Raw genomic sequence first — 22,212 nt, forward strand, 5'->3', positions numbered from 1 at the left:
AAACTCTCCTAGATACCTAGGGAAATCACCCCCATCCCCTGGTCAGTTAATGCTTCTTTACAAAGAAGCCAAATTTTACCTTTGATTGGGTCACTATCCGGCAACTATAAAGCATTCATCCCCTTCTTTGCTGCTGTCTTCAATGCTGCTTTTACCTCCTCAAAAGGCAGGGATTGCCCTAACACCTTCTGATAACTTTGCATTCAGGGGAAAGCACTGATGTATTCACAATTAAAGGTGAGGTAGCCAGAGTCCTCACCAATTTAGATAAACGAGAGATAGTCATTATTGTAACCAAATCGGGAATCGCTCACTGGATCTTCCCAAGGGGCTATCACGTCCTAGGTAAATCCTTTGGGTAACACCAAATCATCCACCACCCTGTAGTTATAGTAGTTTGCGTGTAGGTTAAGTAGACTCCCGACTCCTGACTCCTGACTGCTGAAGCGTTTGACCCACAGGCTTCAGCTTGTCCGGTATTAGCTGTAGAGGCTGAGTGCTGATGACTGTTCGCGTAGCGTGCGCCTAGGGCATTAGCTGAGTGCTCAATGTATAGATGGCTGCGATCGCGTAGCGTAGCCCTTCGGGCTAATCGCTACTTCCTCAAACCTAGACCCATCAGGCTGTTTGACTTTTTCAATGTCACCTTCGGTCTCTTAAAAGTAACGAAGAACTCTATCACTGTTTGCTGGACTTGACCAATAGTGGAGCTAGAGAGTAATTAATTATACAAAGTCGGACTATGTCTTCTGGTATTCACCAATCACCAGCTTAGTGATTAGTAATTAGTCCTTTGTGGCCAGTAACAAGTTTTCTGGTATTCACCCATGACCAGCTTAGTGATTAGTGATTAGTGATTAGTGATTAGTAATTAGTGCTTTGTGGCCAGTAACAAGTTTTCTGGTATTCACCCATGACTAATTACTAATCAATAAAAAACCGCCGCTAGCAATAATAGGGCGGCATGGTTAAGCAATCGGAGGGTAACTCTAGGTTACTTGGTTAATCTAGGATCCTGTTGTAGCAAATTTTACCAAATACCCCTGATTGTCTAGCTTTTACCATAAGCATTAATTGGCTCTTTGATAAGCCGGATATATAAATGCTTAAAGGTAGACCTAATTACTCGAGGCATACCAAAATCAATCGGTTTCATAGTATCAGGTAGTTTCCAATCCCTCACTTGGATTTCTAGAGGTCGATGGTAAGGAAAGTCAATCTCTGCTAAGTCTGGCAACAACCCCAGCCGTTTTTGAGCTGCCAGGGTAGGAACCAGGGCTGGCTCAACATTGAGAATTTCCACTATTGAGCGATCGAGAGCAAAGACATCCTCTGATGCTCCTAAGATCCCCAAATGTCTCGGTTCACCACCAATCGGACCATTCCCTTCCTGACCAATAATGCCATCAATGATAGTCAACTCCGGATTAATCGCCCGTGCTGTTTCCACCAGCATTTCCCCAAAGCGCGTCTCATCCTTACCCGCTTCCATATGCCACCAGGCTTTCATTTTTCCCGGAACACAGCCGAATAAATTCTTGACCCCCATGGTCAAGGTCAACTGCATGTGGGATTTTACCTTCGGTAGGTTAATCACCACATCGGCATTCATGGCCTCTTTAGACAAACGCAGATGATTAAAGGTTTCGCTAGCAGTTTCATAACCCTTGCCGTGGAATTCCACCATAGGGATATCAAGTTCTGTCATCATTGGCAGATAGCCATTCGCCTTAGCCACACCCCTAGCACTCCCAAAGGCTGGGCTATCTCCGAAAAAGGGTTTACCCCCAGCTTCTTTGACTAGTTGAGCCACGCAGTAAACAATTTCAGGGCGAGTGATACATTCTTTACCAGGACGACCAGCAGTAAGTAAATTAGGTTTAAGCAGAACCGAATTACCTTTCTTAACAAAAGCACTCATCCCTCCCAAAGGTTCTAGCAGCCTTTCCAAGGAAGCTCGTAAGAGTTGTGGATTATAGGAATCAGCATGAATTAAACTAACAGTTGGCATAATTTAATAGTTTTGATGTCAGGGGAAAATGATGAATTGTGTATTGTTATACCAATTTTCTGTAAAAGATGTAAACTTATAGTAAACTTGGGGATTGGAAATTTTTCAGCTTGTTTCCCGCCTCCAACAGATAAGTGACATTTTTCAAGAAAATCTGGTATTATTCCTGGAGGAAGTTGCCTATAGTAACAATTGTCTGTTGTAGTCTGAAAATCTTTTACTCTAGGGTGGCAGATTCTTCGATACACACGTAGAATAAGAATACATAGTGCATCTACTGAGTCTTAAATGTATCTACAGCTTGTCAGTTGCGTCTGCGGTCTTGTATCTAGGTTGAGCCTTAAATAATCACTCTAGGTCATGTTTAGGTTGAAAGCGTTATTCAATCGTTTCAGGGTGTATCAGTGAACGCATTTGTCCTATTCCAGGGTTTTAAGGACAGTACCTTGATACAGTAGTGCACTTACCAAACTTTTAAAGGATGTGGATTTTAACAAAATGTTTCTAATTCTCTAACTTACCTAATCCTGAAGTGTTTACTCTCCTTAGGAAGAATGGTTCCTTGTGTCATTCGTTGAATGCCGGGAAGTGTATCTAATCTTTAACCAATAAACGTTTCCGTTGCCGAATTTAAGGCTAGTTTTCAGGAAGATCGGAATTTTCTGTTGAAGCTAAAAATACCTATATCACTGGAGAATACCGATGCTCTGTTGACTGAAACCCTATCTATGGCACGGGTTAATCGCCACTTAAGGCAAAAAAATTTCACATTCAGCCTACGTTGCCAGATTTTACCTGGTTAAAACGTTTTGTACCAAGCAGGCTGAACAGAATAACATAATCAGTCAAACGAGGTGAACACACATGATTAATGTACAGGCTCCTGATTCCATCCTATTTCCACAACCAGGCGTCGGCAAGGTAGAACGTACCATTACCCCGACCAAGCCTGGGCGAGTCAAATTTAAAGCCACATACTGGCCCGCCCGGTTATGTGATCATGATTCCCAAGTTACCCTTGTGCCTGATGAGCAAGTGACTGTGGTGGGCCGACACGGGATTACGTTGCTGGTGGTTCCTGCAGGCTATATTTCCCCTGGCAATTCACCAGAGGATGAACCGGGGGTTCAAGAAGCTAGTCAATCCCAGAGCTTGGGATTGACTCAAAAACTGAGCTCAGTCTTTTCACAACTGTGGCGCTAGAGTTTAATAACCGTAAGCTTATGCGCTACGCGCACGCTGCGCGAACAGCTATCAGCAGTCAGCTTACGTGCTACTGGAAAAGCTTCCCTTTCTCGAAACAGTTAATGTTCTCCTAGCCAGGATAAATCAAGAAAGTTCAGACGTTATATATGTTACATATAACGTCTGAATTTGGGATTTTTTTTTCTGGCCAAGCTTGCATCTAAAGCTTGCATCTTATTTCATGTTCGGATAATCACCATTAATCAAAATCTCCTCATCTCCCCATCTCCATCTCCATTTGTAGTCTTAATTTTAAGAATTGGTATAAGTCGGTCGGTTCTCTTGGACTCATCTAACCAAAGACAAATCACAATTGAAGCTTAGTCAATCCATCGCATCTGGACAAAATGGGCTGGACGTCCCCAGATATCAGATGTTTCCCTAATGTCTACAATCGCCAGGTTAAAAGGAATGGCAGTAGTTAAGTATCGTTGCGCTAAGTTCCCCAAATCAGGTGTTAGTTGAGTAGCAGCCACCCCTGCAAAGCCAAGACCCAACAGTTGTTCAATCGGTCCTCGCGGCAGTAACAGATGAACTGCCAACCCTAGTCCAGCACCTAAAAACACTGCTACTGAGAGATTCGTGCCGCAGCGGGGGTGGATAGCCATATTCCATTCTCCCCTAGTCAGTCGCTCTAGGGCAGTGGGTACTGCTCGTCTCAACTCAGCCAAATTTACCTGACCATAGAGATAAAATCCTTGGTCAGTTGATAGTCCTCCTATCGCATTATTATCTGATGGAGGAGTGCTAGGGGTTGCACCAGCACCACTAGCACCATAGCGCTGACTTAGAACCCAGACAGTAGCGTGTTCTAGAGCATGAACCTGACGCACCATGAGAATGTCTTTTAACCCTGGAACGAAATTCAGCTGCCTAAGCAAATCTGTATCCTGTGTCGGTTGAGGGGCTGTAAAATCAAAGTCCCAAAAGTTACTGGTGTTTACGGAAGCAGAATTACTCATGGCAGCAACAACGCAAAAGCAGGTTCATTAATATCAGACACTTTCACTGTAGCATTGTGTCCGATTGAATACTTATCATTCCTAAACATTCAGCTGACTGCTTAAGAATGATAGCTGACTGCTTAGAAAACTTTATCATTCTTAGTTGTTCGTCAATTAACCATTAAAAATTAAATAACAATTAACCATTAACAATAAATATAGCTCCTCGCTGTTCTAGCTCAGGTTGAATTTTATCAGGCAAAACTGCGTTGTACCAAAATTTAGCACCTTGGACATTGGCTTTCTGAAGATTACTACCAAATAGGTTAGTACCCATCAAATTTGTCTGACTCAAGTCAGCATTAGTCAGATCGACGTGACGCAGTTGAGCATAACTGAGTTCACTACCACTGAGGTCTCCATAACTCAACTGAGCATGACTTAATTGAGCATAGCTAAGGTTAGTCTTCCTTAAGCTGGCATAATTCAGAGAAGCAGCACGCAGGTGAGCCTGAGTAAGGTTAGCACTATCTAAGTTTACGTGATTGAGATTGCTATGGTTTAGCTTGGCTTGACAGAGGTTGGCTTGACACAGGTTAGCGTTGTTCAAGTTAGCTTGCTTCAACTTGGCACCGCTGAGGTTGGCATGATTGAGCTTAGTATGGCGTAAGTCAGCTCGATTAAGGTTAGCACCACTAAGGTTTACCCCACTGAGTTTGGCATTTTGCAGAGTAGCACCACTTAGGTTAGCATCGCTCAAATCAGCATTTTGTAAGTCAGCATGAAGCAGATTAGTCTCCTTCAAACTGGCATTGCTGAGATTTGCTTGCTGTAGATTAGTACGACGTAAATCAGCACCGCCTAGGTTGGTACTACTCAAATCAGCACTATTCAGGTCAGCTGTGATTAACTTGACACCACTAAGATTAGCACCGCTTAAGTTAGCGCCACTGAGTTTGGCAAGGCTTAAGTCAGCCTGACTTAAATTGGCACCACTAAGATTAGCACCACGCAGGTCAGCAGCCCTTAATTTCGTATTACGTAAATCGGCACCACTAAGATTAGTACCACGCAGGTCAGACCCTTTTAATTGGGGAAATACTCTATAGCTATCCGAAGAAATAACCCTCGGATTATCTGGCTGATCATCTTATCCGATTTTAATTAGATTATATTCAATATTTTGAGTGTAAATCCCTAGAACAATATTGAAAAATTCCCAAAAATTTTTCAACCACTAACACTATTGCTCTGGAGAGTTTTCGTAATAGCAAATTATTTGAGCAATACAAACGTCTAGATGTGCTTTGACGTACTTACAAATTAAAACAATTTTGAGCAAAATACTAACAATAGTGAGCGCGTATTATTGAGTTGTTAGTAAAATAAATAGAGGAGATGGTTCCTGACTATCTTCAGTCGTAAAAAGCTCCACTAATCTTCTGAAGGTGCGCAGAATTAAGTCGAGGGTTATAGTTGATTGGTTATAGTCAATGTAGAGTTGATCGATTTTTTGATAAATTTTACTATTTACTATGGCTAAGGATTTATGATTATGTACGTAAATTAATAAATATTTTTTCAGACTTTGCTTAAAGTCTCTATAATTTAAATTTTTAATTTGCTTGACAAAAATACGGGCTTGGTAATTGTAATTACACCATAGCTGTTTAGATTAATTTTTTAAAAAAATATCAATAACTTCGTTTCCTATATTTGTCGGATTATAAGTGTCTTCATGTTTTAAGATAGGGGAATTATAGTGAACTGTATACCTAGCTATATCAAATGTAAATTGGTATTTTAATTGATTGGCTATATCTATAGCAATTTTTCGCTGTTCTATGGGATTTTTATGCTCAAGATATTGAGGAACTAATAAATAAGACGCATAGTGAAAACTCCAATAACCTCTTTTAGCATTTGAATTGATTTCATTAAAAAGCTTTAGTTGATTATATAGAGAATTGAATTTGAACAGCAAGTTGAGACAAACAAGCGACTCCTGAAAAACGTAAAATTGAGAGCAATGACTTTAGCCAATGAGGAATGTAATTTGCCCGGGTGGTCATTACTAGCTATAACCATCTCTGAGAGTACTGTGGAAGTTAATGTAAATTGTGCCCAAGACTGCATCAACGGTTGTATCTTAGGTAACAAATGCCCCAATAAACAATACCTTGCTGAGGCATCCCAGTTCATTAACGGTACTTCATTGGACAAAATGTTAGAGTTGGCAGCGGTGCGACCCCGCGCTTTTTCAAAGCTAAGCGTGAACGCGCACCGTGAGGAAGCACGGCTCAAGAAACTATCTCAACCCCCTAAATGGGTGATTACCGACTTTCCTGAGTAGAAAACTCTCACCCCTAAGCCAAAAGCGCCTGATTCTATGGGAACCTAAGAGAATAAATACAAAAACCTACTATTTTCGCTAAGCCAAAGCAACTAACAGGTTATGCAAACTCTAAGCACACCTCAAAGGGCTGCTACATTACCAGCTTTCGATACTACTATCCACCGCCGTCAAACCCGCCCTGTCAGAGTGGCTAATGTCACTATTGGCGGGGGATACCCGGTGGTGGTGCAATCGATGATTAATGAAGATACCTTAGATATCAATGGTTCCGTTGCTGCTATTCGCCGCTTGCACGAGATTGGTTGCGAGATTGTCCGTGTCACTGTTCCGAGTATGGCACATGCTAAAGCCCTAGCCGAAATCAAAGAGAAACTAGCAGCGACCTATCAATCGGTGCCTCTAGTAGCTGATGTCCATCACAATGGCATGAAAATTGCTCTGGAAGTTGCCAAGCATGTGGATAAGGTGCGGATTAATCCAGGATTGTATGTATTTGAAAAGCCCAAAGCCAATCGCAGTGAATACACTGAAGCTGAATTTGAGGAAATTGGGGAAAAAATTCGGGAAACCCTAGAACCCCTAGTCATTTCCCTCCGTGACCAAGGGAAAGCTATGCGCATCGGAGTCAATCACGGTTCCCTAGCGGAACGGATGCTGTTTACCTACGGTGATACCCCAGAAGGGATGGTGGAATCTGCTCTGGAATTTATTCGTATCTGTGAATCCCTCGATTTCCGCAATTTGGTGATCTCCCTCAAGGCTTCACGGGTACCTGTGATGCTAGCCGCCTATCGCTTAATGGTAAGGCGGATGAATCAGTTGGGGATGGATTACCCGTTGCATTTAGGTGTTACTGAAGCCGGGGATGGGGAATATGGACGGATTAAGTCTACTGCTGGTATTGCTACTCTGCTAGCTGAGGGGATTGGTGATACGATTCGTGTCTCTCTTACGGAAGCCCCAGAAAAAGAGATTCCTGTTTGCTACAGTATTCTGCAAGCTCTGGGATTGCGGAAAACTATGGTGGAGTATGTGGCTTGTCCGTCCTGTGGTCGTACTCTATTTAATTTAGAGGAAGTGCTCAATAAGGTTCGGGAAGCTACTAAACACCTGACTGGCTTAGATATTGCGGTGATGGGGTGTATTGTTAATGGTCCTGGGGAAATGGCTGATGCTGACTATGGTTATGTAGGTAAGCAAGCTGGCTATATTTCTCTGTATCGCGGTAAGCAGGAAATTAAAAAGGTACCTGAAGATAAAGGAGTACAGGAATTGATTAATTTAATTAAAGCTGATGGTCGCTGGGTGGATCCTTGATAATTGTTGAATAGAAACTATAAAAAACTATACTTATCACGTAAGCATTCAGCTATCAGCTATCAGCTATCAGCTATCAGCTATCAGCTATCAGCTATCAGCTATCAGCTATCAGCGATTAGCGCTACGCGCACGCTACGCGAACAGCCAAAGGCCTGTGGCCAAGGTACTGTTCGCGCAGGGTGCGCGTAGTGCAATCGCTGCTTTTGAATACAGCGTTTTTCATAACTATAAGGTGAACAGGATTTTTCCCCACTTCCAACTTCCGTCTTCCGTCTTCTCTGTTGCCTGTTCCTGTGATCCGCTGTTCCCTAAAACCCATGAATCTGTACCTAACTCAATGGAAAACCGCTATAAAATAAGCTGACGGCTGACCGCTGAGGGCACCTCAAGTAGCGTGCGCGTAGCGCATATGCTTACCGATCGCTTATATGAAAATTGGCTTGAGGATTAATCAGCTGATAATCAACAATCACCTCAGTCCCTTTTCCCGTAACAACCCATCAGCCCAAGCTGCATCGCCTTCTGATAACAGGGGTACTGGTTCGCGAGTATAATCAATAACAAAGCTATACCCTGAGCGGTCATACACTCCATTAAATAACTCTTGTAAATTGACAAGGGGTTCAGTATCTTCTGCTTGCAAAGGGAGTGGAAAAGTAGGAATCGAATCTGGCAAATTAAAGGCATATAAATCAGCTTGAGGGCGGCGATGATTTTGACTGACCAGAATTCGATAATGGCTCTGAATGCCATTACTTAAGGTAGGCATAGGTTCCCACTGACGCAATAAATCAATTTCCACTAAATGGGTTGAACTTCCTAATATAGTTTGACGCTTTCTTTCATACTGCTTGCGTCCTTCTCCTGAGCGTTTATTCGTCGGTGAAAGAACTTCAAGCGCTGTCACCAGGTTACTTGTGGCGATATCCCGTATCTCTAAATGTCCTTGCCTAACTTTTTCAGGAATTGGTAAAATAACTGTTGTTGGCTTACTTGGCGCTGAGGCGACAGCAACATTCGTTTTTGTGGGATTGGTTTGTGTGGGATTGGGTGTTGTCTGAGTTAGTTTTACTACTGCATCGGGAATGCCAACTAGGACTGAATCTGTTCCTATAGTTTGATAGATTCGCTCTTCAATCAAAACTTGATATTTGGGAAGCAGTTGGGGAGCCAGGGAGTCGGCAATTGCAGTAATTAGTCGATGATGAACATTCGGCCAAGCGCTGGGATGCTCTACATAGGGATCCATTCCTGGAAAAGGAGAAGGAGGCATGATTGTCTTTCCCCAATACTTTATTGGCTAATTATTATAGCGCTTTTCGCATTAATTTCAATGAAAAAGTATCAATTAAAAATTGAAAATTAGTAATTAACCCCCTAATCACTCGATCAGCTGATCATGGATTTACCTAGTTTTCTAGTTAGTTGACCAATGCCCGTTGGAGCAATGGCGAGAATCAAGCATCTGACTCATCACCTAACTCTTTGAGTCTAGCTAGCAATTCCTCTACCCGCTTTTCTGCCAATTCTCTTTGTTGCCGTTCAGCTTGAGCTTGTTGTTGAGCAGCTTGAGCTCTCTCGTCTGGTGTTGGTACCAATTGCTGATCTCCACTGAAAAACCGTAGCTGGGAATTATGCACACCTAAAAATAATTCCAACTGCTGACTCCACAGCCACCCCTGAGTATTAGGGTCGAGGGGTTGATACTGGCCTCCCATCAGGCGAAATCCCTGGAAATCGAGGGTATCGGGGTGAAACCAGAAATATTCTGGTGTCCTGAAAGTATCTTGGTAGAGAATTTTCTTTAATCCCTTGTCAACTTTAGCTGTACTGTTAGAGAGCAGTTCAATAATCACATTGGGATATTTTCCTTGTTCTGCCCATACTACCCAACTTTTGCGGGGTCGATTTTCCGTACCGAGTACCACAAAAAAGTCAGGTCCTCTAAAGTCTCTGGTGGTAATATGCTCAGGACTGAAATAGATAGTGAGATTCCCTGTAGCATAGAAGTCGCTTCGTTCTCGCCACCACCACTTCAGGCAAGCGAGTAACAGCTCAATTTGATCTCGATGGCGATCGCTTTCCAAGGGGGGTTCATCACTCCATAAATCACATGGTGGAATGATAATACTTTCTGACTCAGCCATTACATTGACTTCCGCAGTGGCTTCTGAATTCTTGGCAACGGTCATAGCACTCACAGGCAAAATCGCTACCTCTAGTTTGACAGCTTTAATCAAAATGGTTAACTCAACCGTTGACTGTAAACCGTCAACTGTCAACAAATCAGGTTTGTTGGGTAAAAGCTGGATAAAAAGCTAGATGCTTTGTAAAAGCTGGATAAATAACTAGGGAATAATTTGGCAAGCAAGCATATAATAGTCAGGATCTAATAACTTTCATCTCACCACAGAGCAACCACTATGCCCCGCCGCGACGATATTCACAAAATCTTGCTCCTCGGTTCTGGTCCGATTGTGATTGGACAAGCCTGTGAGTTTGACTATTCCGGGACTCAGGCTTGTAAGGCACTCCGGGAAGAAGGTTATGAAGTGGTACTGGTAAACTCTAATCCAGCTAGTATCATGACTGACCCAGAAACGGCTGACCGTACCTACATCGAGCCCCTAACTCCAGAAATCGTCGAGAAGGTGATCGAAAAAGAACAACCATGTGCTTTACTACCAACAATGGGGGGTCAGACGGCTCTGAATATTGCGGTTGACCTAGCTAAGAATGGGGTTTTGGAAAAGCATGGAGTGGAGCTAATTGGGGCAAAGCTAGAGGCGATAGAAAAGGCTGAAGACCGCCTGTTGTTCAAGGAAGCAATGGAAAGGATTGGGGTAGGGGTCTGTCCTTCGGGAATTGCGAATAATCTCAAAGAGGCTAAAGCGATCGCACAAAAAATCGGCTCTTACCCGCTGATTATTCGCCCGGCTTTTACCCTGGGGGGTAGTGGTGGTGGCATTGCCTATAACAAAGAAGAATACGAAACAATGGCTCAGGGGGGTTTGGATGCTTCGCCAGTGTCTCAAATCCTGGTGGAACAGTCTTTGTTGGGCTGGAAGGAGTATGAGTTAGAGGTGATGCGAGATTTGGCAGATAATGTAGTAATTATCTGCTCCATTGAAAATGTTGACCCGATGGGGATTCATACTGGGGATTCGATTACTGTTGCTCCCGCTCAAACCCTGACGGATAAGGAATACCAACGGTTGCGGGATTACTCGATTAAAATTATTCGGGAGATTGGGGTTGAAACCGGGGGGTCAAATATTCAGTTTGCTGTGAATCCCATCAATGGCCAGGTCATTGTAATTGAGATGAATCCTCGGGTTTCCCGCAGTTCTGCCCTAGCCTCGAAAGCAACAGGGTTCCCGATTGCTAAGTTTGCTGCTAAATTAGCCGTGGGATATACCCTCGATGAAATTCCCAACGATATTACTAAACAAACTCCTGCTTCCTTTGAACCAACTATTGACTATGTGGTAACTAAGGTACCCCGCTTTGCCTTTGAGAAGTTTCCCGGTAGTAAACCAATCCTTACTACTCAAATGAAGTCAGTGGGAGAAGCAATGGCGATTGGACGGACGTTTCTAGAATCGTTTCAGAAAGCGTTGCGCTCCCTGGAAACTGGACGGTTCGGGTGGGGATGCGATCGCAAAGAGAAGCTGCCATCTCTCGAACAAGTGCGCTATGGTTTACGAACCCCGAATCCAGAACGTATCTTCACGGTGGGTCATGGTTTGATGCTAGGGATGACCCGAGAAGAAGTACAGGAACTCACAGGAATTGACCCCTGGTTTTTGGATAAGTTGCTGGAATTGCTGGAAACGTCAAAATTCCTCAAACGTACGCCATTGGAAACCTTGAACAAAGAACAGTTATGGGCAGTCAAACGTCAGGGATTTAGCGATCGCCAAATTGCTTTTGCTACCAAGACCTCGGAAGATCAGGTGCGTCAATACCGTAAGCATCTAGGAGTAGTACCAGCATATAAGCTAGTAGATACCTGTGCAGCAGAGTTTGAGGCATTTACACCTTATTATTACTCCACTTATGAAGAAGAGTCGGAAGTAATACCTTCGGATCAGCGGAAGGTGATGATTTTAGGTGGGGGACCAAACCGGATTGGTCAGGGAATTGAGTTTGACTATTGCTGTTGTCATGCATCTTATGCTCTGAGTAAGCAGGGGTTTGAGACAATCATGGTCAACTCCAACCCAGAGACAGTTTCTACAGATTATGATACAAGCGATCGCTTATATTTTGAGCCCCTGACCAAAGAGGATGTACTCAATATTATTGAGGCGGAAAATCCGGAAGGGATTATTGTTCAGTTTGGGGGACAGACACCGCTTAAGTTAGCAGTGCCGTTGCAAGAAGCCTTGAAGGTTAGCAGGTTGAAGGTTGGCAACCAACAACTGGTAACCCAAATTTGGGGAACCTCTCCCGACTCAATCGACGTAGCTGAGGATCGGGAGCGGTTTGAGAAGATTTTGCGGAAGTTAGATATTAAGCAGCCACCCAATGGAATTGCTCGCAGTTATGGGGAAGCACTAGAGGTGGCCAAGCGGATTAGTTATCCAGTGGTGGTGCGTCCGTCTTATGTGTTGGGGGGACGGGCTATGGAAATTGTCTATTCCGATGAGGATTTGAAACGCTACATGAAGTTTGCGGTGCAGGTGGAACCAGAGCATCCAATTCTGATTGATAAGTTTTTAGAGAATGCAGTAGAGGTAGATGTGGATGCGATCGCAGATCATACTGGTCGGGTAGTGATTGGTGGCATCATGGAACACATCGAACAGGCAGGGATTCACTCCGGGGACTCCGCTTGTTCTTTACCCCACACCTCTCTAACACCCGTTGCTTTGGAAACTATGCGCACTTGGACTTACCAGCTGGCCAAAGCTTTGAAGGTGGTGGGGTTGATGAATATTCAATTTGCGGTGCAGGGGGAAACCGTTTACATTCTCGAAGCCAATCCCAGAGCATCCCGAACAATTCCCTATGTTTCCAAGGCAACAGGGGTACCCCTGGCGGGGTTAGCATCTCGGGTTATGTCCCGTGAGACCTTGGAATCCCTTGGGTTAACTGAAGAAGCTAGCCCTAAGCACATTGCAGTCAAAGAAGCGGTATTGCCCTTTGAGAAATTTCCTGGTACAGACACCCTCCTCGGACCAGAAATGCGTTCTACTGGGGAAGTAATGGGGATTGACACAGATTTTGGCAAGGCATTTGCCAAAGCAGAATTAGCAGCTGGTCAGCGTTTACCCCTGTCTGGCACAGTGTTCGTTTCCACCAATCACCGAGATAAGCTAAATGTGGTACCAGTGGCGAAAGACTTAATCGAGTTGGGATTCGAGCTAGTGGCAACGGATGGGACTCGCAAAGTGCTGCAAGAGCATGGACTGGATGTGGAGTTGGTGTTAAAACTCCATGAAGGACGTCCCCATGTCTTGGATTGGATTAAGAATCAAAAGATTCAGCTAATTATTAATACCCCTTCTGGAGAAGATGCCTATGCCGATGGGCGGTTAATTCGTCGCACAGCATTAGGCTATAAGATTCCGATTGTAACTACAATTGCTAGTGCTAAAGCCACAGCAGCAGCAATTCGTTCACTACAGTCGCAACCACTGGGAGTAAAAGCTCTACAGGATTATATCACGAATTAGCTTTTGTGTAAGCTATCAGCTATTAGCTTAAGCGCTACGCGCACGCTACGCGAACAGCTATCAGCTTAAGCGCTACGCGCACGCTACGCGAACAGCTATCAGCTTAAGCGCTACGCGCACGCTACGCGAACAGCTTACGGTTTTGCTCTCATAGGAGGTAGTGGTATACAAGTAGTGATTTTAGCTTCCGTTACTTTGATCAGACATTAGCCAAATCACTACATGCTTATCACTACCGTTCTCCTGAAACCCAGGGTTATTTCATTCTGGATCTAGGTAACGAGTTTAAATGCTTTCAGCCATCACATACCTGAATGCTCGAAGGCTGAAAAGACTTATCCTCATCAATGCATAAAATATTGCAATTTAGAATGAAACAGCCCTGCCTGAAACCCTCTTTATTATTGCCTTTTGCCTTTTGCCTTTTGCCTTTTGCCTTTTGCCTTTTGCCTTTTGCCTGAAAAGCATAAGTAATGTGGCTCAAACGTTGTTGACTCAACCAACAAGCTAATTTTCCCAATCTTGGCTAGTATCACACAAAAAACTCTCCTCAATCACCTCTTCAAAGGAATAAAGACAAGCTTCTGGAAACGTTCGTATTGGTAAATTAGTTTCCCGCAAAGCCAAATCAAGACCTGCTTCATAGGCATCGATCATTGCTTCTGACCGCCGAGACTTTAAGCTGGGATTTTGCCGTAAATGCCGTTTAATAGCCCGACGTTGCTCTCTAATACTCAAAAACCAACTGCGGCTACGATTCTCTGGCTGATACTGCCACTTGAGCAGATGACCAAGAAGAACGCAAAGGCGACTTACCAATTCCCGATATTCCTGTCTTCCCAATGCTTGAATTTCTTCCTCCAGATGCTGCCAATCAAGCTTAGAAAATTGCTTATGCTTCAGTGCTTGGGCCTGCTGCTGAGTCCAAGCATAAAAGTCTTGCTGGTATAGGGAAGGTTTATCCATACATTTTAAAAAGTTATTACAGTTTTTTACATTACCCAAAATACCTATATATTTTATTCTCTCTTGCCTTTTGCCTCTTGCCTCTTGCCTAAATTAGTATGTTTACAACTCGAATTAAAATACGACTAGCTGGAAAAATCTTATCCATTATAAACCTTTATCAACCTTACACTATCAATCTGTCCAGCCCTCAATCATTGCCATCAAAATATTCACCAGCGGGTGGTCTATAGCTTCTTTGAAGGATTCAATTTCTCCAGCTTTCAAGGCATTTATCACTTTAGGTTTCAGGGTCGGATTACTCTTGATTTCTTCAGCAGCCTCAGCGACAACTGTTAATTTTTGAATTTCGGTTGTGGTTGGGTTGGTTTGTGAGAGTTGGTTTAGGAGTTGCTGAATCTCTGCTGCTGCCTCTGCCAAATTTTGTTTTTGGGCTATAGCATGGTAGTACTGATCATTAACTATTTTGCTATTATTAACTATTCTCGCGTAACCAAAACCGATAAAAGAATTCCTCTGGTCTATGTTTATTATGTTATGCTCTTTTGACATAGATTGATTCGGTTGATTCTCTACTGTGGCTGCGAAATCAATAGCATTTGAGTCATCGATTTCCAAACCCTGTCTTAGGAGTCTGTTGATTAACTCTGTAACTGAAATGCCCTTCTCCTCAGCGCGCTCTTTGAGGGCTTGTGCTAGGTCTTCAGATAGTCTGAAGCTAACTAGTTTCCTAGACATAACAATTTATTGACATTAACTAGTGATATACGTATTATAGCTTTTTTGGAGGCTAATGATATACGTATTATAGCTTTTTTGGAGGCTAGTGATATACGTATTATAGCTTTTTTGGAGGCTAGTGTGATCAGAAATTACTATGATCTGGTTCCTATAACCCTGTCAATCTAGGTATTTAGGCTATTTTTCAAAAAATATCCCCCACGTCAACCAGTCTCCTAGTGGTAAAATATGATATACATGTGATATACAAAAGATGTACATCATTAAACATACTGATATGAAGCGTCTAAGAGACTTTTTCAGAAAAGCGAGAACTCCGATAGCAGTTATAAGCACAATTGTGGTCGGAGCTAACGCTGCGATTGGGATTTGGCAAGATTTAGATTTAAACAGTCAAATCCAGGATATTATCAACAAAACCTGGGATCATAGTGAGTCTTCTGCTGAGACAACCAGGAAAGAGACGGACCTTCCTGGATATCGAGCTCCTAAACTCTGAAGAAGCTACGGAAATCTGTGACTTGCCCACCCAGTGGCAAGGGGAATGGGTCGATTCGGGTGCATCTCTACCTATGGTGATCAATGCTCTCTGTTTTAGGGACGCAACTGAGTTGGGGCTTAGAAATTGTTCAAGTCCGGTTAAGTATAGTAATTAGAATAATTTGGACAAAGAGCTTGATGGAGCATTTCCGATCAAGGTCTTGCCGTTACGGTAACACTTCCCTTTACGCTGGTTGACTCAAGGCTTCCGTTAGATAATCCGCCGCTGCTTCCACTAATGCGATCGCATTTTCATAAATCATGCGAGTTGGTCCAATAATTCCGACACTTCCCACTGGGACTTGGTCTTGCTGATAGTTAGCAGATACCAAGGTACAGCCACGCATCGGTTCCAAGGAATTCTCGGCACCAATCCTAATTTTCACACGAGACTTAAATTCCAACTCTTCCGGTACTTTAAAGATTACTGACCACAATTGCTCCTGTTCCTCTTCCAACAGATGGAGCAAGTCTAGAGTCTGGTCTATTTCCGCAAATTCTGGTTGACGCAACACCTCTGAGATGCCACGAATCATAATCGGGCTGGACTTAGGTACTACAGTGCGACGGGTCAACTCAGTTAATAAATTGCTTAAAAAATCCGCATAGCGGACAAATTCTCGGTCTAATTCACTCCAATCTAATTTCTCCAATTCCGTGAGAGTTCGCCCTCGCAGCTTACTATTCAAAAAGTTAGATAATATTTTTAACTCCCGCTCCACAATCGACTCATCAACGGTCTTATCATCCTCTGAGTGGGGCAGATTCATCAATACCGACTGAGTCTCATAACTATCCGTAACTATAATCAACATCACCTGTCCTAGCTCTAGGTGCATCAACTGTAGATGGCGCAGGCGAGTAGTGCGATTGTCAGGGAAAGTAATTAAAGCAATATATCCACTGACTGTTGCCAGAATTTGAGCAGCATCCCTTAGCAATACCTCAAACTTAGCTTCCTCCCAGTTCAACTTCTCTGCCAGTAAATTTTCAACATACTGACTCAAGGTTTCTGACGGTTGAATCAGCTGGTCAACATAGGTTCGATAACCTGAATCAGAAGGAACCCTACCTGCAGAGGTGTGGGGTTGATATAGTAGTCCAACTTTTTCCAACATACTCATGCAAGAGCGAATCGTGGCTGGACTAACACTCAGGTCATATTCTTGAACCAAGGCTTTAGAACCAACCGGTTCCGCCGTGGCAATATAGTGACGAATAGTCGCCCAGAGAATATGTTGTTGCCGAGTTGTTAAACTTAGTTGTTGGCGAGACATTTTGAACCAAAGCTGAACTTAATTTGAAAGGGAAAAAAGTCTAAATTAGAGGGAGGAGTTACCATTAAGGTGATCAAACATACTAATAATGGAATGTTGCCTAAAAGCTGGGTCTAGTTAAGCCTGCTTTAGTCCAAAACAGTAGGGCTGATAATTAGATATCCCAATCAATCACCAAAAATCAGGGTTGGTTTTGGTGAAACTTGGAAGTATCTGGGATTTATCCATAGCTATGGCAGCGTCTGCTCACCCAAGGATTAAGTTGGTTATTAATACATTTTATCTAAAAATATTTGCTGTAAGAACATTTGTTCTAAGATAGCAGAATCTACTCATAGCAGTAGTTAGTAGTGAGCTGCAATTAGTAACGAGGAATGCTATGATCAACTATGATTGAGTATGCGTCAATACCCCCAGCTACATTCTTGACATTCGTGAACCCCTGACTGATTAACCACTGACACATCTGAGCCGAGCGCATACCATGATGGCACATGACCATGGTTTCAGCTGTGGGGTCAAAGCGAGTAGAGATTTCCCCAGACCACTGAGCAAATTCACTCAAAGGCAGAATTTCAAACCCTTCTATAGAAGCGATCGCAACTTCTTGCCGTTCTCGGACATCAATAAGCTGTAACTGCTCCGGGGAATCTGCCATCTGCCTTGCCAGTTGTTCAACACTGATTTCAAGAAGAGGTTGATCAAACGATTGAGCGACCATAGGACGTAAATAGCTGTAACGCGCTTGTTTTCGTAGTTTTGACCTTTATTCTACCTCTAGTAATCGCAATTTTATTTATTCACCCTAAATATAATGAGCAGATGATGGGGTGATCAGCTATGGTGGCTGATTAATATGTAGCAATATTTAAAGTAGTTAATATCAGGATTAACATCAGCTGTCAGCCCTCAGCTATCATTTATAAAATAAACATCGAACACGATAATTTAATAGTTCGAGATTTTACAAAATTGAAAGTTTGGGCATTTGTCCATCTAAGTATTCAGGCATTGTCTGATAGCTGATAGCTGATAGCTGATAGCTGATAGCTGATAGCACCTCAAGTAGCGTGCGCATTAGCTGATAGCTGATAGCTAATTGCTAAGGAATAAATTAACGCCAAAGGTATCAAATAATAATTAATGTGGCAGATAGCAGAGTGTCACAGGTGTTGCTATCGAACAACAGAGGTTTATAGGAAAATATAAGTAAGTACTGTAATTTCTAATAGTTTACTGCTACTCAAATAGGGAGGAAATAGTAACAACTAGTCTTAGGAGGGTTTTGCAATGGTGCGACAAGGTGTTAGAGGAGTCATAGCTTTAATAGTAGCCCTCTGTTCTATGCCCGTTTTATCTCAGACAGCGAATTTTGCTTCTTTAAACTTATCACCGGGTTTTTCCCCAAGTCAGGGAGAAGTCAGTGGTCACACCGGTGGTGCTTACTCGTTGTCATCGATGGCAAATAGCGATCGCAACAATGATCCCTGTATTGGTTTTGGAGACCCTACTCCAGATCACCTGATGGTTTTGGAGGCAGATTTACCCAGTTTAACTATAGGGGTCAACACAGAGGGAAAGGATACCACTTTACTGATTCAGTTTCCCAACAATCAAATCCTTTGTGGGGATGATACAGGTTCCAAAAAAGATGCCAGCATAACTGCACAAAATTGGCCAGCTGGCACATACCAAATCTGGGTTGGTGCCTTTGAGGGAGGACAACGGTGGGATTACACCCTGACGGCTGTTGAGTAACCAAAAAGCGATGCAGCGAGGTAGCGCGGTCTTGGGGGAAACCCCCACTCGCTATTCCATCAAGACAAGGTAAACTAGTTAGTAATTTGTTCAAGCGTTAATTATGGTGACCCCTAGTGCTATCTGCCCTGATTGCTGACTTCCGTATTATCTTTGAGCGTGACCCAGCTGCTCGGAACTGGCTTGAGGTTTTGTTCTGCTACCCCGGCTTACAGGCTCTGCTGTTCCATCGCTGCTGTCACTGGTTACATGGGATTGGGATTCCATTCATTCCTCGACTGCTCAGTCAGTTATCCCGATTTGTTACAGGTATTGAAATTCATCCGGGTGCCAAAATTGGTCATGGTGTGTTTATCGACCACGGTATGGGTGTGGTGATTGGAGAAACCGCCATTGTGGGAGACTACTGTCTAATCTATCAAGGTGTTACCCTCGGCGGTACAGGAAAGGAAAGTGGGAAGCGCCACCCTACTCTAGGAGAAAATGCGGTGGTGGGAGCTGGTGCTAAGGTGCTAGGGAATATCCAAATTGGTAATAATGTCCGCATTGGTGCTGGGTCAGTGGTCTTGCGAGATGTTCCTTCCGATTGTACTGTGGTCGGTATACCAGGTCGGATTGTCTATCGTTCCGGTGTACGAGTCAATCCCCTTGAACATGGTAGCTTGCCTGACTCAGAAGCCAAAGTAATTCGAGCGTTAGTAGACCGGATTGAGTCTCTCGAACAACAGCTACAAGAGTTAACTCAGCAAAGATCTTCAATGGCATCAATGATGTCTGATCACTCTTCAACACCAGATGCTCCAGAGAAGGGGGCTAAAGCCCCATGTTGTGATCTCCAGGATAAAGAAATTCGGCAGTGTTTAGATAGTTATGGGATTTGAGCTAGTTGTCAAATGTTAGCAGGTTAAAGGTTGAAGGTTTTACCTGTCGTTCCTGTTGGCTCTAGACAGGGAATCGGATTAGTAACACAATAGAATATTTTAACCACACCCATTTTGGTGTGACCCCGAAGCTAAGGATTAACAGCTTTTTGAAACCACTCCCCAGAACTGTCTTGGTAGTAAAGCCATCGGTTTTGGGGGAAACCCTGCAACCTTAGGTGATCAACCTTGACTGGTTCGAGCAATAATAGGCAAAAATTTGGCAAAGGCTGATCTAGGGCAGGTGGTGGTGGGGAAAAGGCTTGTTTATCTGGTACTCTAGCAACACCAGGGTCAGGCCACGCAAATTGTAAGCGAGCTGCATCGGAAAGATTTTGCCAAGTCTGCTGGCGGACTTGTTGAAGTCCTTCGTCAGGATAATCAGCAGTGATCAGGGTCAACTGGCCTGCTAAACGAAATTGTTCGCGAGTGTTGGGAAAGTACCAACAAACTTCTCCCCAGGGATGATGATTAATGTCGTGAATTTTCTGGCTACGGGTATCGGTAATAACTTTGAGTTGGTTGGAGTTGTCCAAAAAACCCCGAAAAACTACGGTGCGGTTAGCAGGATAGCCCTTGGGGTCAACGGTTGCCAGTTGAAAGTAACGAGCATAAGGTAGGCTGCGATTGTGATGGATTGCGCGAGCTAGGGGCGATCGCCAAACAGCAATAGGCATTTTTTTTTAGACATAGCCCATAAAATAGCGGAAAGGTGAGCTTTCCGCATCTAATTATTAAATTCGCCACGGGTCGCACCTAAATGTAGGGTAGTTTCAAGCTCAGGATGGAAGCAAGCCCCAAGTTGGCTGACCAAAGACCCTGAGGGCGCAAGCCCCTGGATTCTATCCCGGAGACGAAACCTTAGGAGAGTGGAGCCTTTATGGTTGGCAGGCTATGCATAAAAAGGTTAAAACTTATTGATTAAGGCTCCACTCTCCTTACGGTAACTTCAAACCATGGGGTTAGCCCGAACAGGAATTTATTCCCTAACTGCCCGAAAATTTTCGTCCTAAGATATCGACTATAATAGAAAGCAATGCATCAATACCAAGGAGGTGATTTTAAGTGTTGGTTATGGAATTCAAGGCTGTCCTTAAAGAGCCTCAAAAGTTGGCAATAAATGAAGCCATTAGAACGGCTCGTTTTGTCCGTAACAAGGTACTTCGGTATTGGATGGACAATCGTGGAACAGGGAAGAAAGAACTCTATCGATACAACACTCAACTAAGGGAAGAGTTTGAATTTGTTAAAGACCTCAATAGTCATGCTTGCCAAGCCTCTGTTGAGAACGTAGAACGTGCTATCAAACGTTTCTTCGATAACTGCAAAAAGAAAATTCCTGGAAAGAAGGGTTATCCTCGTTTCAAGAAACATTCTAGGTCAGTCGAGTATAAGCAATCTGGATGGAAGTTATCCCCAGATAATAAGTCCATAAAATTCACCGACAAGAAGGGGATCGGAAAAGTCAAGCTCAAGGGTACATGGGACTTGTGGAGATTCGAACAAAAATTAATCAAGCGAGTTCGGATTGTCCAAAAAGCCGATGGTTACTATGTCCATTTTTGCGTCAAAGTAGACAATTCAGAACAATTAGAAGCCACTGGCTTTACTGTTGGATTGGACCTAGGCTTGAAGGAATTTTATACCGACTCTGACGGATACTCTGAACCTAATCCCAGGTTTTACAAAAAAGGTGAAAAGCGCGCTATATTTTATCAACGTCGAGTTTCTCGAAAAAAGAAAGGCTCTGCTAACCGTAAAAAAGCAATTAATAGACTAGGTAGGACACACCTTAAAATAAGTAGACAACGTGAAGAGCACGCCAAGAGACTGGTTAGAAGTTACCGTAAGATAGTGGAGCCTTATTACAAAAGATTTAACCCTTTTATGCAAAGCCGAACACCCATAAAGGCTCCACTATCTAAGGTTTCGTCTCCGGCGCGCTGCGTAATCCGGTCTAACGACCTGGTCGCCTACGTTCGCGCAGCGTGCCGAAGGCAAGATTTAAGAGTTAAAAACCTGGTTAAAAACCACTGTTTAGCTAAGTCTATTAACGATGCAGGTTGGTACCAATTTCGAGAGTGGTTAGAGTATTTCGGCCAAAAGTTTGGTCGGATAACTGTCGCAGTTAATCCAGCCTACACAAGCCAAAATTGTTCCAGCTGTGGTGAAGTGGTCAAGAAATCTTTATCGACTAGAACCCATGCCTGTAAATGCGGGTGTCGGCTGGCTCGTGATGTTCCTTCGGAACCGCTTCGCGAACACAATGCTGCTAAAAATATCCTAAGCAGAGCCTTGGGTACCGTGGGGCACACGGGAACTTATCGTGCGGTTCGTTCCAACCAGGAGCTTTCAGAAACTGAAAGGGTATGGGTTGGGGGATTCGCGAGGGTTAAAACCTCAAAAATCCTAACTATCTAACGGATATGGGTGAAAACCCCATCCTTGAGGAG

19 protein-coding genes and 1 pseudogene are annotated in these 22,212 nt (G+C 43.5%); 9 read left to right on the forward strand and 11 right to left on the reverse strand.

What is annotated here, in order from left to right:
• Positions 1–1,051: 1,051 nt before the first annotated feature.
• Positions 1,052–2,011, reverse strand: coding sequence for an Npun_F2552 family protein (locus F6K63_RS05160; RefSeq protein ID WP_008187959.1), 960 nt, complete (start codon positions 2,009–2,011; stop codon positions 1,052–1,054).
• Positions 2,012–2,875: 864 nt separating this feature from the next.
• Here F6K63_RS05160 and F6K63_RS05165 point away from each other — a divergent pair.
• Positions 2,876–3,214, forward strand: coding sequence for an NfeD family protein (locus tag F6K63_RS05165; RefSeq protein ID WP_287249597.1), 339 nt, complete (start codon positions 2,876–2,878; stop codon positions 3,212–3,214).
• 362 nt (positions 3,215–3,576) lie between these two features.
• Here the strand turns inward: F6K63_RS05165 and F6K63_RS05170 are convergent, their stop codons facing one another.
• The 3 genes and pseudogenes from F6K63_RS05170 to F6K63_RS37630 form a co-directional block, all read right to left on the reverse strand.
• Positions 3,577–4,218 (reverse strand): DUF6391 domain-containing protein, encoded by a 642-nt coding sequence (locus tag F6K63_RS05170; RefSeq protein ID WP_008187961.1) that lies wholly within the window; start codon positions 4,216–4,218, stop codon positions 3,577–3,579.
• Between the two features lie 181 nt (positions 4,219–4,399).
• A complete protein-coding gene (locus F6K63_RS05175; RefSeq protein ID WP_287311120.1) occupies positions 4,400–5,323 on the reverse strand; it encodes a pentapeptide repeat-containing protein in 924 nt (307 codons plus the stop codon).
• Positions 5,324–5,443: 120 nt separating this feature from the next.
• Positions 5,444–5,854 (reverse strand): annotated as a pseudogene (locus F6K63_RS37630) (Sll1247 family protein); the annotation flags it as partial.
• A 447-nt stretch (positions 5,855–6,301) separates the two neighbouring features.
• Here F6K63_RS37630 and F6K63_RS05180 point away from each other — a divergent pair.
• The 3 genes from F6K63_RS05180 to F6K63_RS37635 all read left to right on the forward strand — a co-directional run bounded on the left by F6K63_RS05180 (position 6,302) and on the right by F6K63_RS37635 (position 8,065).
• Complete coding sequence (locus F6K63_RS05180) at positions 6,302–6,553, forward strand: hypothetical protein (RefSeq protein WP_287311122.1); 252 nt, start codon at positions 6,302–6,304, stop codon at positions 6,551–6,553.
• A 102-nt stretch (positions 6,554–6,655) separates the two neighbouring features.
• On the forward strand, positions 6,656–7,873 hold the full coding sequence (gene ispG / locus F6K63_RS05185) for a (E)-4-hydroxy-3-methylbut-2-enyl-diphosphate synthase (protein WP_287311104.1): 1,218 nt from the start codon (positions 6,656–6,658) through the stop codon (positions 7,871–7,873).
• A 3-nt stretch (positions 7,874–7,876) separates the two neighbouring features.
• The gene (locus F6K63_RS37635; RefSeq protein ID WP_502708278.1) at positions 7,877–8,065 is read left to right on the forward strand and encodes a hypothetical protein; all 189 of its coding nucleotides are present in this window, start codon (positions 7,877–7,879) and stop codon (positions 8,063–8,065) included.
• A 280-nt stretch (positions 8,066–8,345) separates the two neighbouring features.
• Here F6K63_RS37635 and F6K63_RS05190 read toward each other — a convergent pair whose 3' ends face one another.
• Together F6K63_RS05190 and F6K63_RS05195 are read right to left on the reverse strand one after the other, a co-directional pair.
• Positions 8,346–9,149: a DUF4058 family protein gene (locus tag F6K63_RS05190; protein ID WP_287311106.1), complete on the reverse strand. Its 804-nt coding sequence runs from the start codon at positions 9,147–9,149 to the stop codon at positions 8,346–8,348.
• A gap of 184 nt (positions 9,150–9,333) precedes the next feature.
• The gene (locus tag F6K63_RS05195) at positions 9,334–10,068 is read right to left on the reverse strand and encodes a Uma2 family endonuclease (RefSeq protein WP_287311124.1); all 735 of its coding nucleotides are present in this window, start codon (positions 10,066–10,068) and stop codon (positions 9,334–9,336) included.
• A 231-nt stretch (positions 10,069–10,299) separates the two neighbouring features.
• On the opposite strand from F6K63_RS05195, the gene carB reads away from it, so the two are divergent.
• Positions 10,300–13,557 (forward strand): carbamoyl-phosphate synthase large subunit, encoded by a 3,258-nt coding sequence (gene carB, locus F6K63_RS05200; RefSeq protein ID WP_008187969.1) that lies wholly within the window; start codon positions 10,300–10,302, stop codon positions 13,555–13,557.
• Positions 13,558–14,064: 507 nt separating this feature from the next.
• Here the strand turns inward: carB and F6K63_RS05205 are convergent.
• Positions 14,065–14,523 (reverse strand): DUF29 domain-containing protein, encoded by a 459-nt coding sequence (locus F6K63_RS05205; RefSeq protein ID WP_008187971.1) that lies wholly within the window; start codon positions 14,521–14,523, stop codon positions 14,065–14,067.
• A gap of 174 nt (positions 14,524–14,697) precedes the next feature.
• The gene (locus tag F6K63_RS05210) at positions 14,698–15,261 is read right to left on the reverse strand and encodes a ribbon-helix-helix protein, CopG family (RefSeq protein WP_287311108.1); all 564 of its coding nucleotides are present in this window, start codon (positions 15,259–15,261) and stop codon (positions 14,698–14,700) included.
• A 280-nt stretch (positions 15,262–15,541) separates the two neighbouring features.
• Here F6K63_RS05210 and F6K63_RS05215 point away from each other — a divergent pair, with 280 nt between their 5' ends.
• On the forward strand, positions 15,542–15,763 hold the full coding sequence (locus F6K63_RS05215; RefSeq protein WP_287311110.1) for a hypothetical protein: 222 nt from the start codon (positions 15,542–15,544) through the stop codon (positions 15,761–15,763).
• Between the two features lie 226 nt (positions 15,764–15,989).
• Here F6K63_RS05215 and hrcA read toward each other — a convergent pair whose 3' ends face one another.
• Positions 15,990–17,081, reverse strand: a complete 1,092-nt coding sequence (gene hrcA, locus F6K63_RS05220) for a heat-inducible transcriptional repressor HrcA (protein ID WP_287311112.1) — start codon at positions 17,079–17,081, stop codon at positions 15,990–15,992.
• Between the two features lie 361 nt (positions 17,082–17,442).
• Entirely contained in the window at positions 17,443–17,802 is a 360-nt protein-coding gene (locus F6K63_RS05225) for a rhodanese-like domain-containing protein (protein ID WP_287311114.1), read from the reverse strand.
• A gap of 569 nt (positions 17,803–18,371) precedes the next feature.
• On the opposite strand from F6K63_RS05225, the gene F6K63_RS05230 reads away from it, so the two are divergent.
• Positions 18,372–18,839, forward strand: a complete 468-nt coding sequence (locus F6K63_RS05230) for a hypothetical protein (RefSeq protein ID WP_287253652.1) — start codon at positions 18,372–18,374, stop codon at positions 18,837–18,839.
• Between the two features lie 116 nt (positions 18,840–18,955).
• Positions 18,956–19,720 carry a serine O-acetyltransferase gene (cysE, locus tag F6K63_RS05235; RefSeq protein ID WP_008187983.1) on the forward strand — a complete coding sequence of 255 codons (765 nt, stop codon included), beginning with the start codon at positions 18,956–18,958 and terminating at the stop codon, positions 19,718–19,720.
• A gap of 131 nt (positions 19,721–19,851) precedes the next feature.
• On the opposite strand, the gene F6K63_RS05240 is transcribed toward cysE, so the two are convergent.
• A complete protein-coding gene (locus F6K63_RS05240; RefSeq protein WP_008187984.1) occupies positions 19,852–20,436 on the reverse strand; it encodes an Npun_F5749 family FMN-dependent PPOX-type flavoprotein in 585 nt (194 codons plus the stop codon).
• 397 nt (positions 20,437–20,833) lie between these two features.
• On the opposite strand from F6K63_RS05240, the gene F6K63_RS05245 reads away from it, so the two are divergent.
• Positions 20,834–22,180 (forward strand): RNA-guided endonuclease InsQ/TnpB family protein, encoded by a 1,347-nt coding sequence (locus F6K63_RS05245; RefSeq protein WP_502708279.1) that lies wholly within the window; start codon positions 20,834–20,836, stop codon positions 22,178–22,180.
• Positions 22,181–22,212 lie beyond the last annotated feature (32 nt).

Source organism: Moorena sp. SIO1G6, from assembly GCF_010672795.1.
Classification (GTDB): domain Bacteria; phylum Cyanobacteriota; class Cyanobacteriia; order Cyanobacteriales; family Coleofasciculaceae; genus Moorena; species Moorena producens.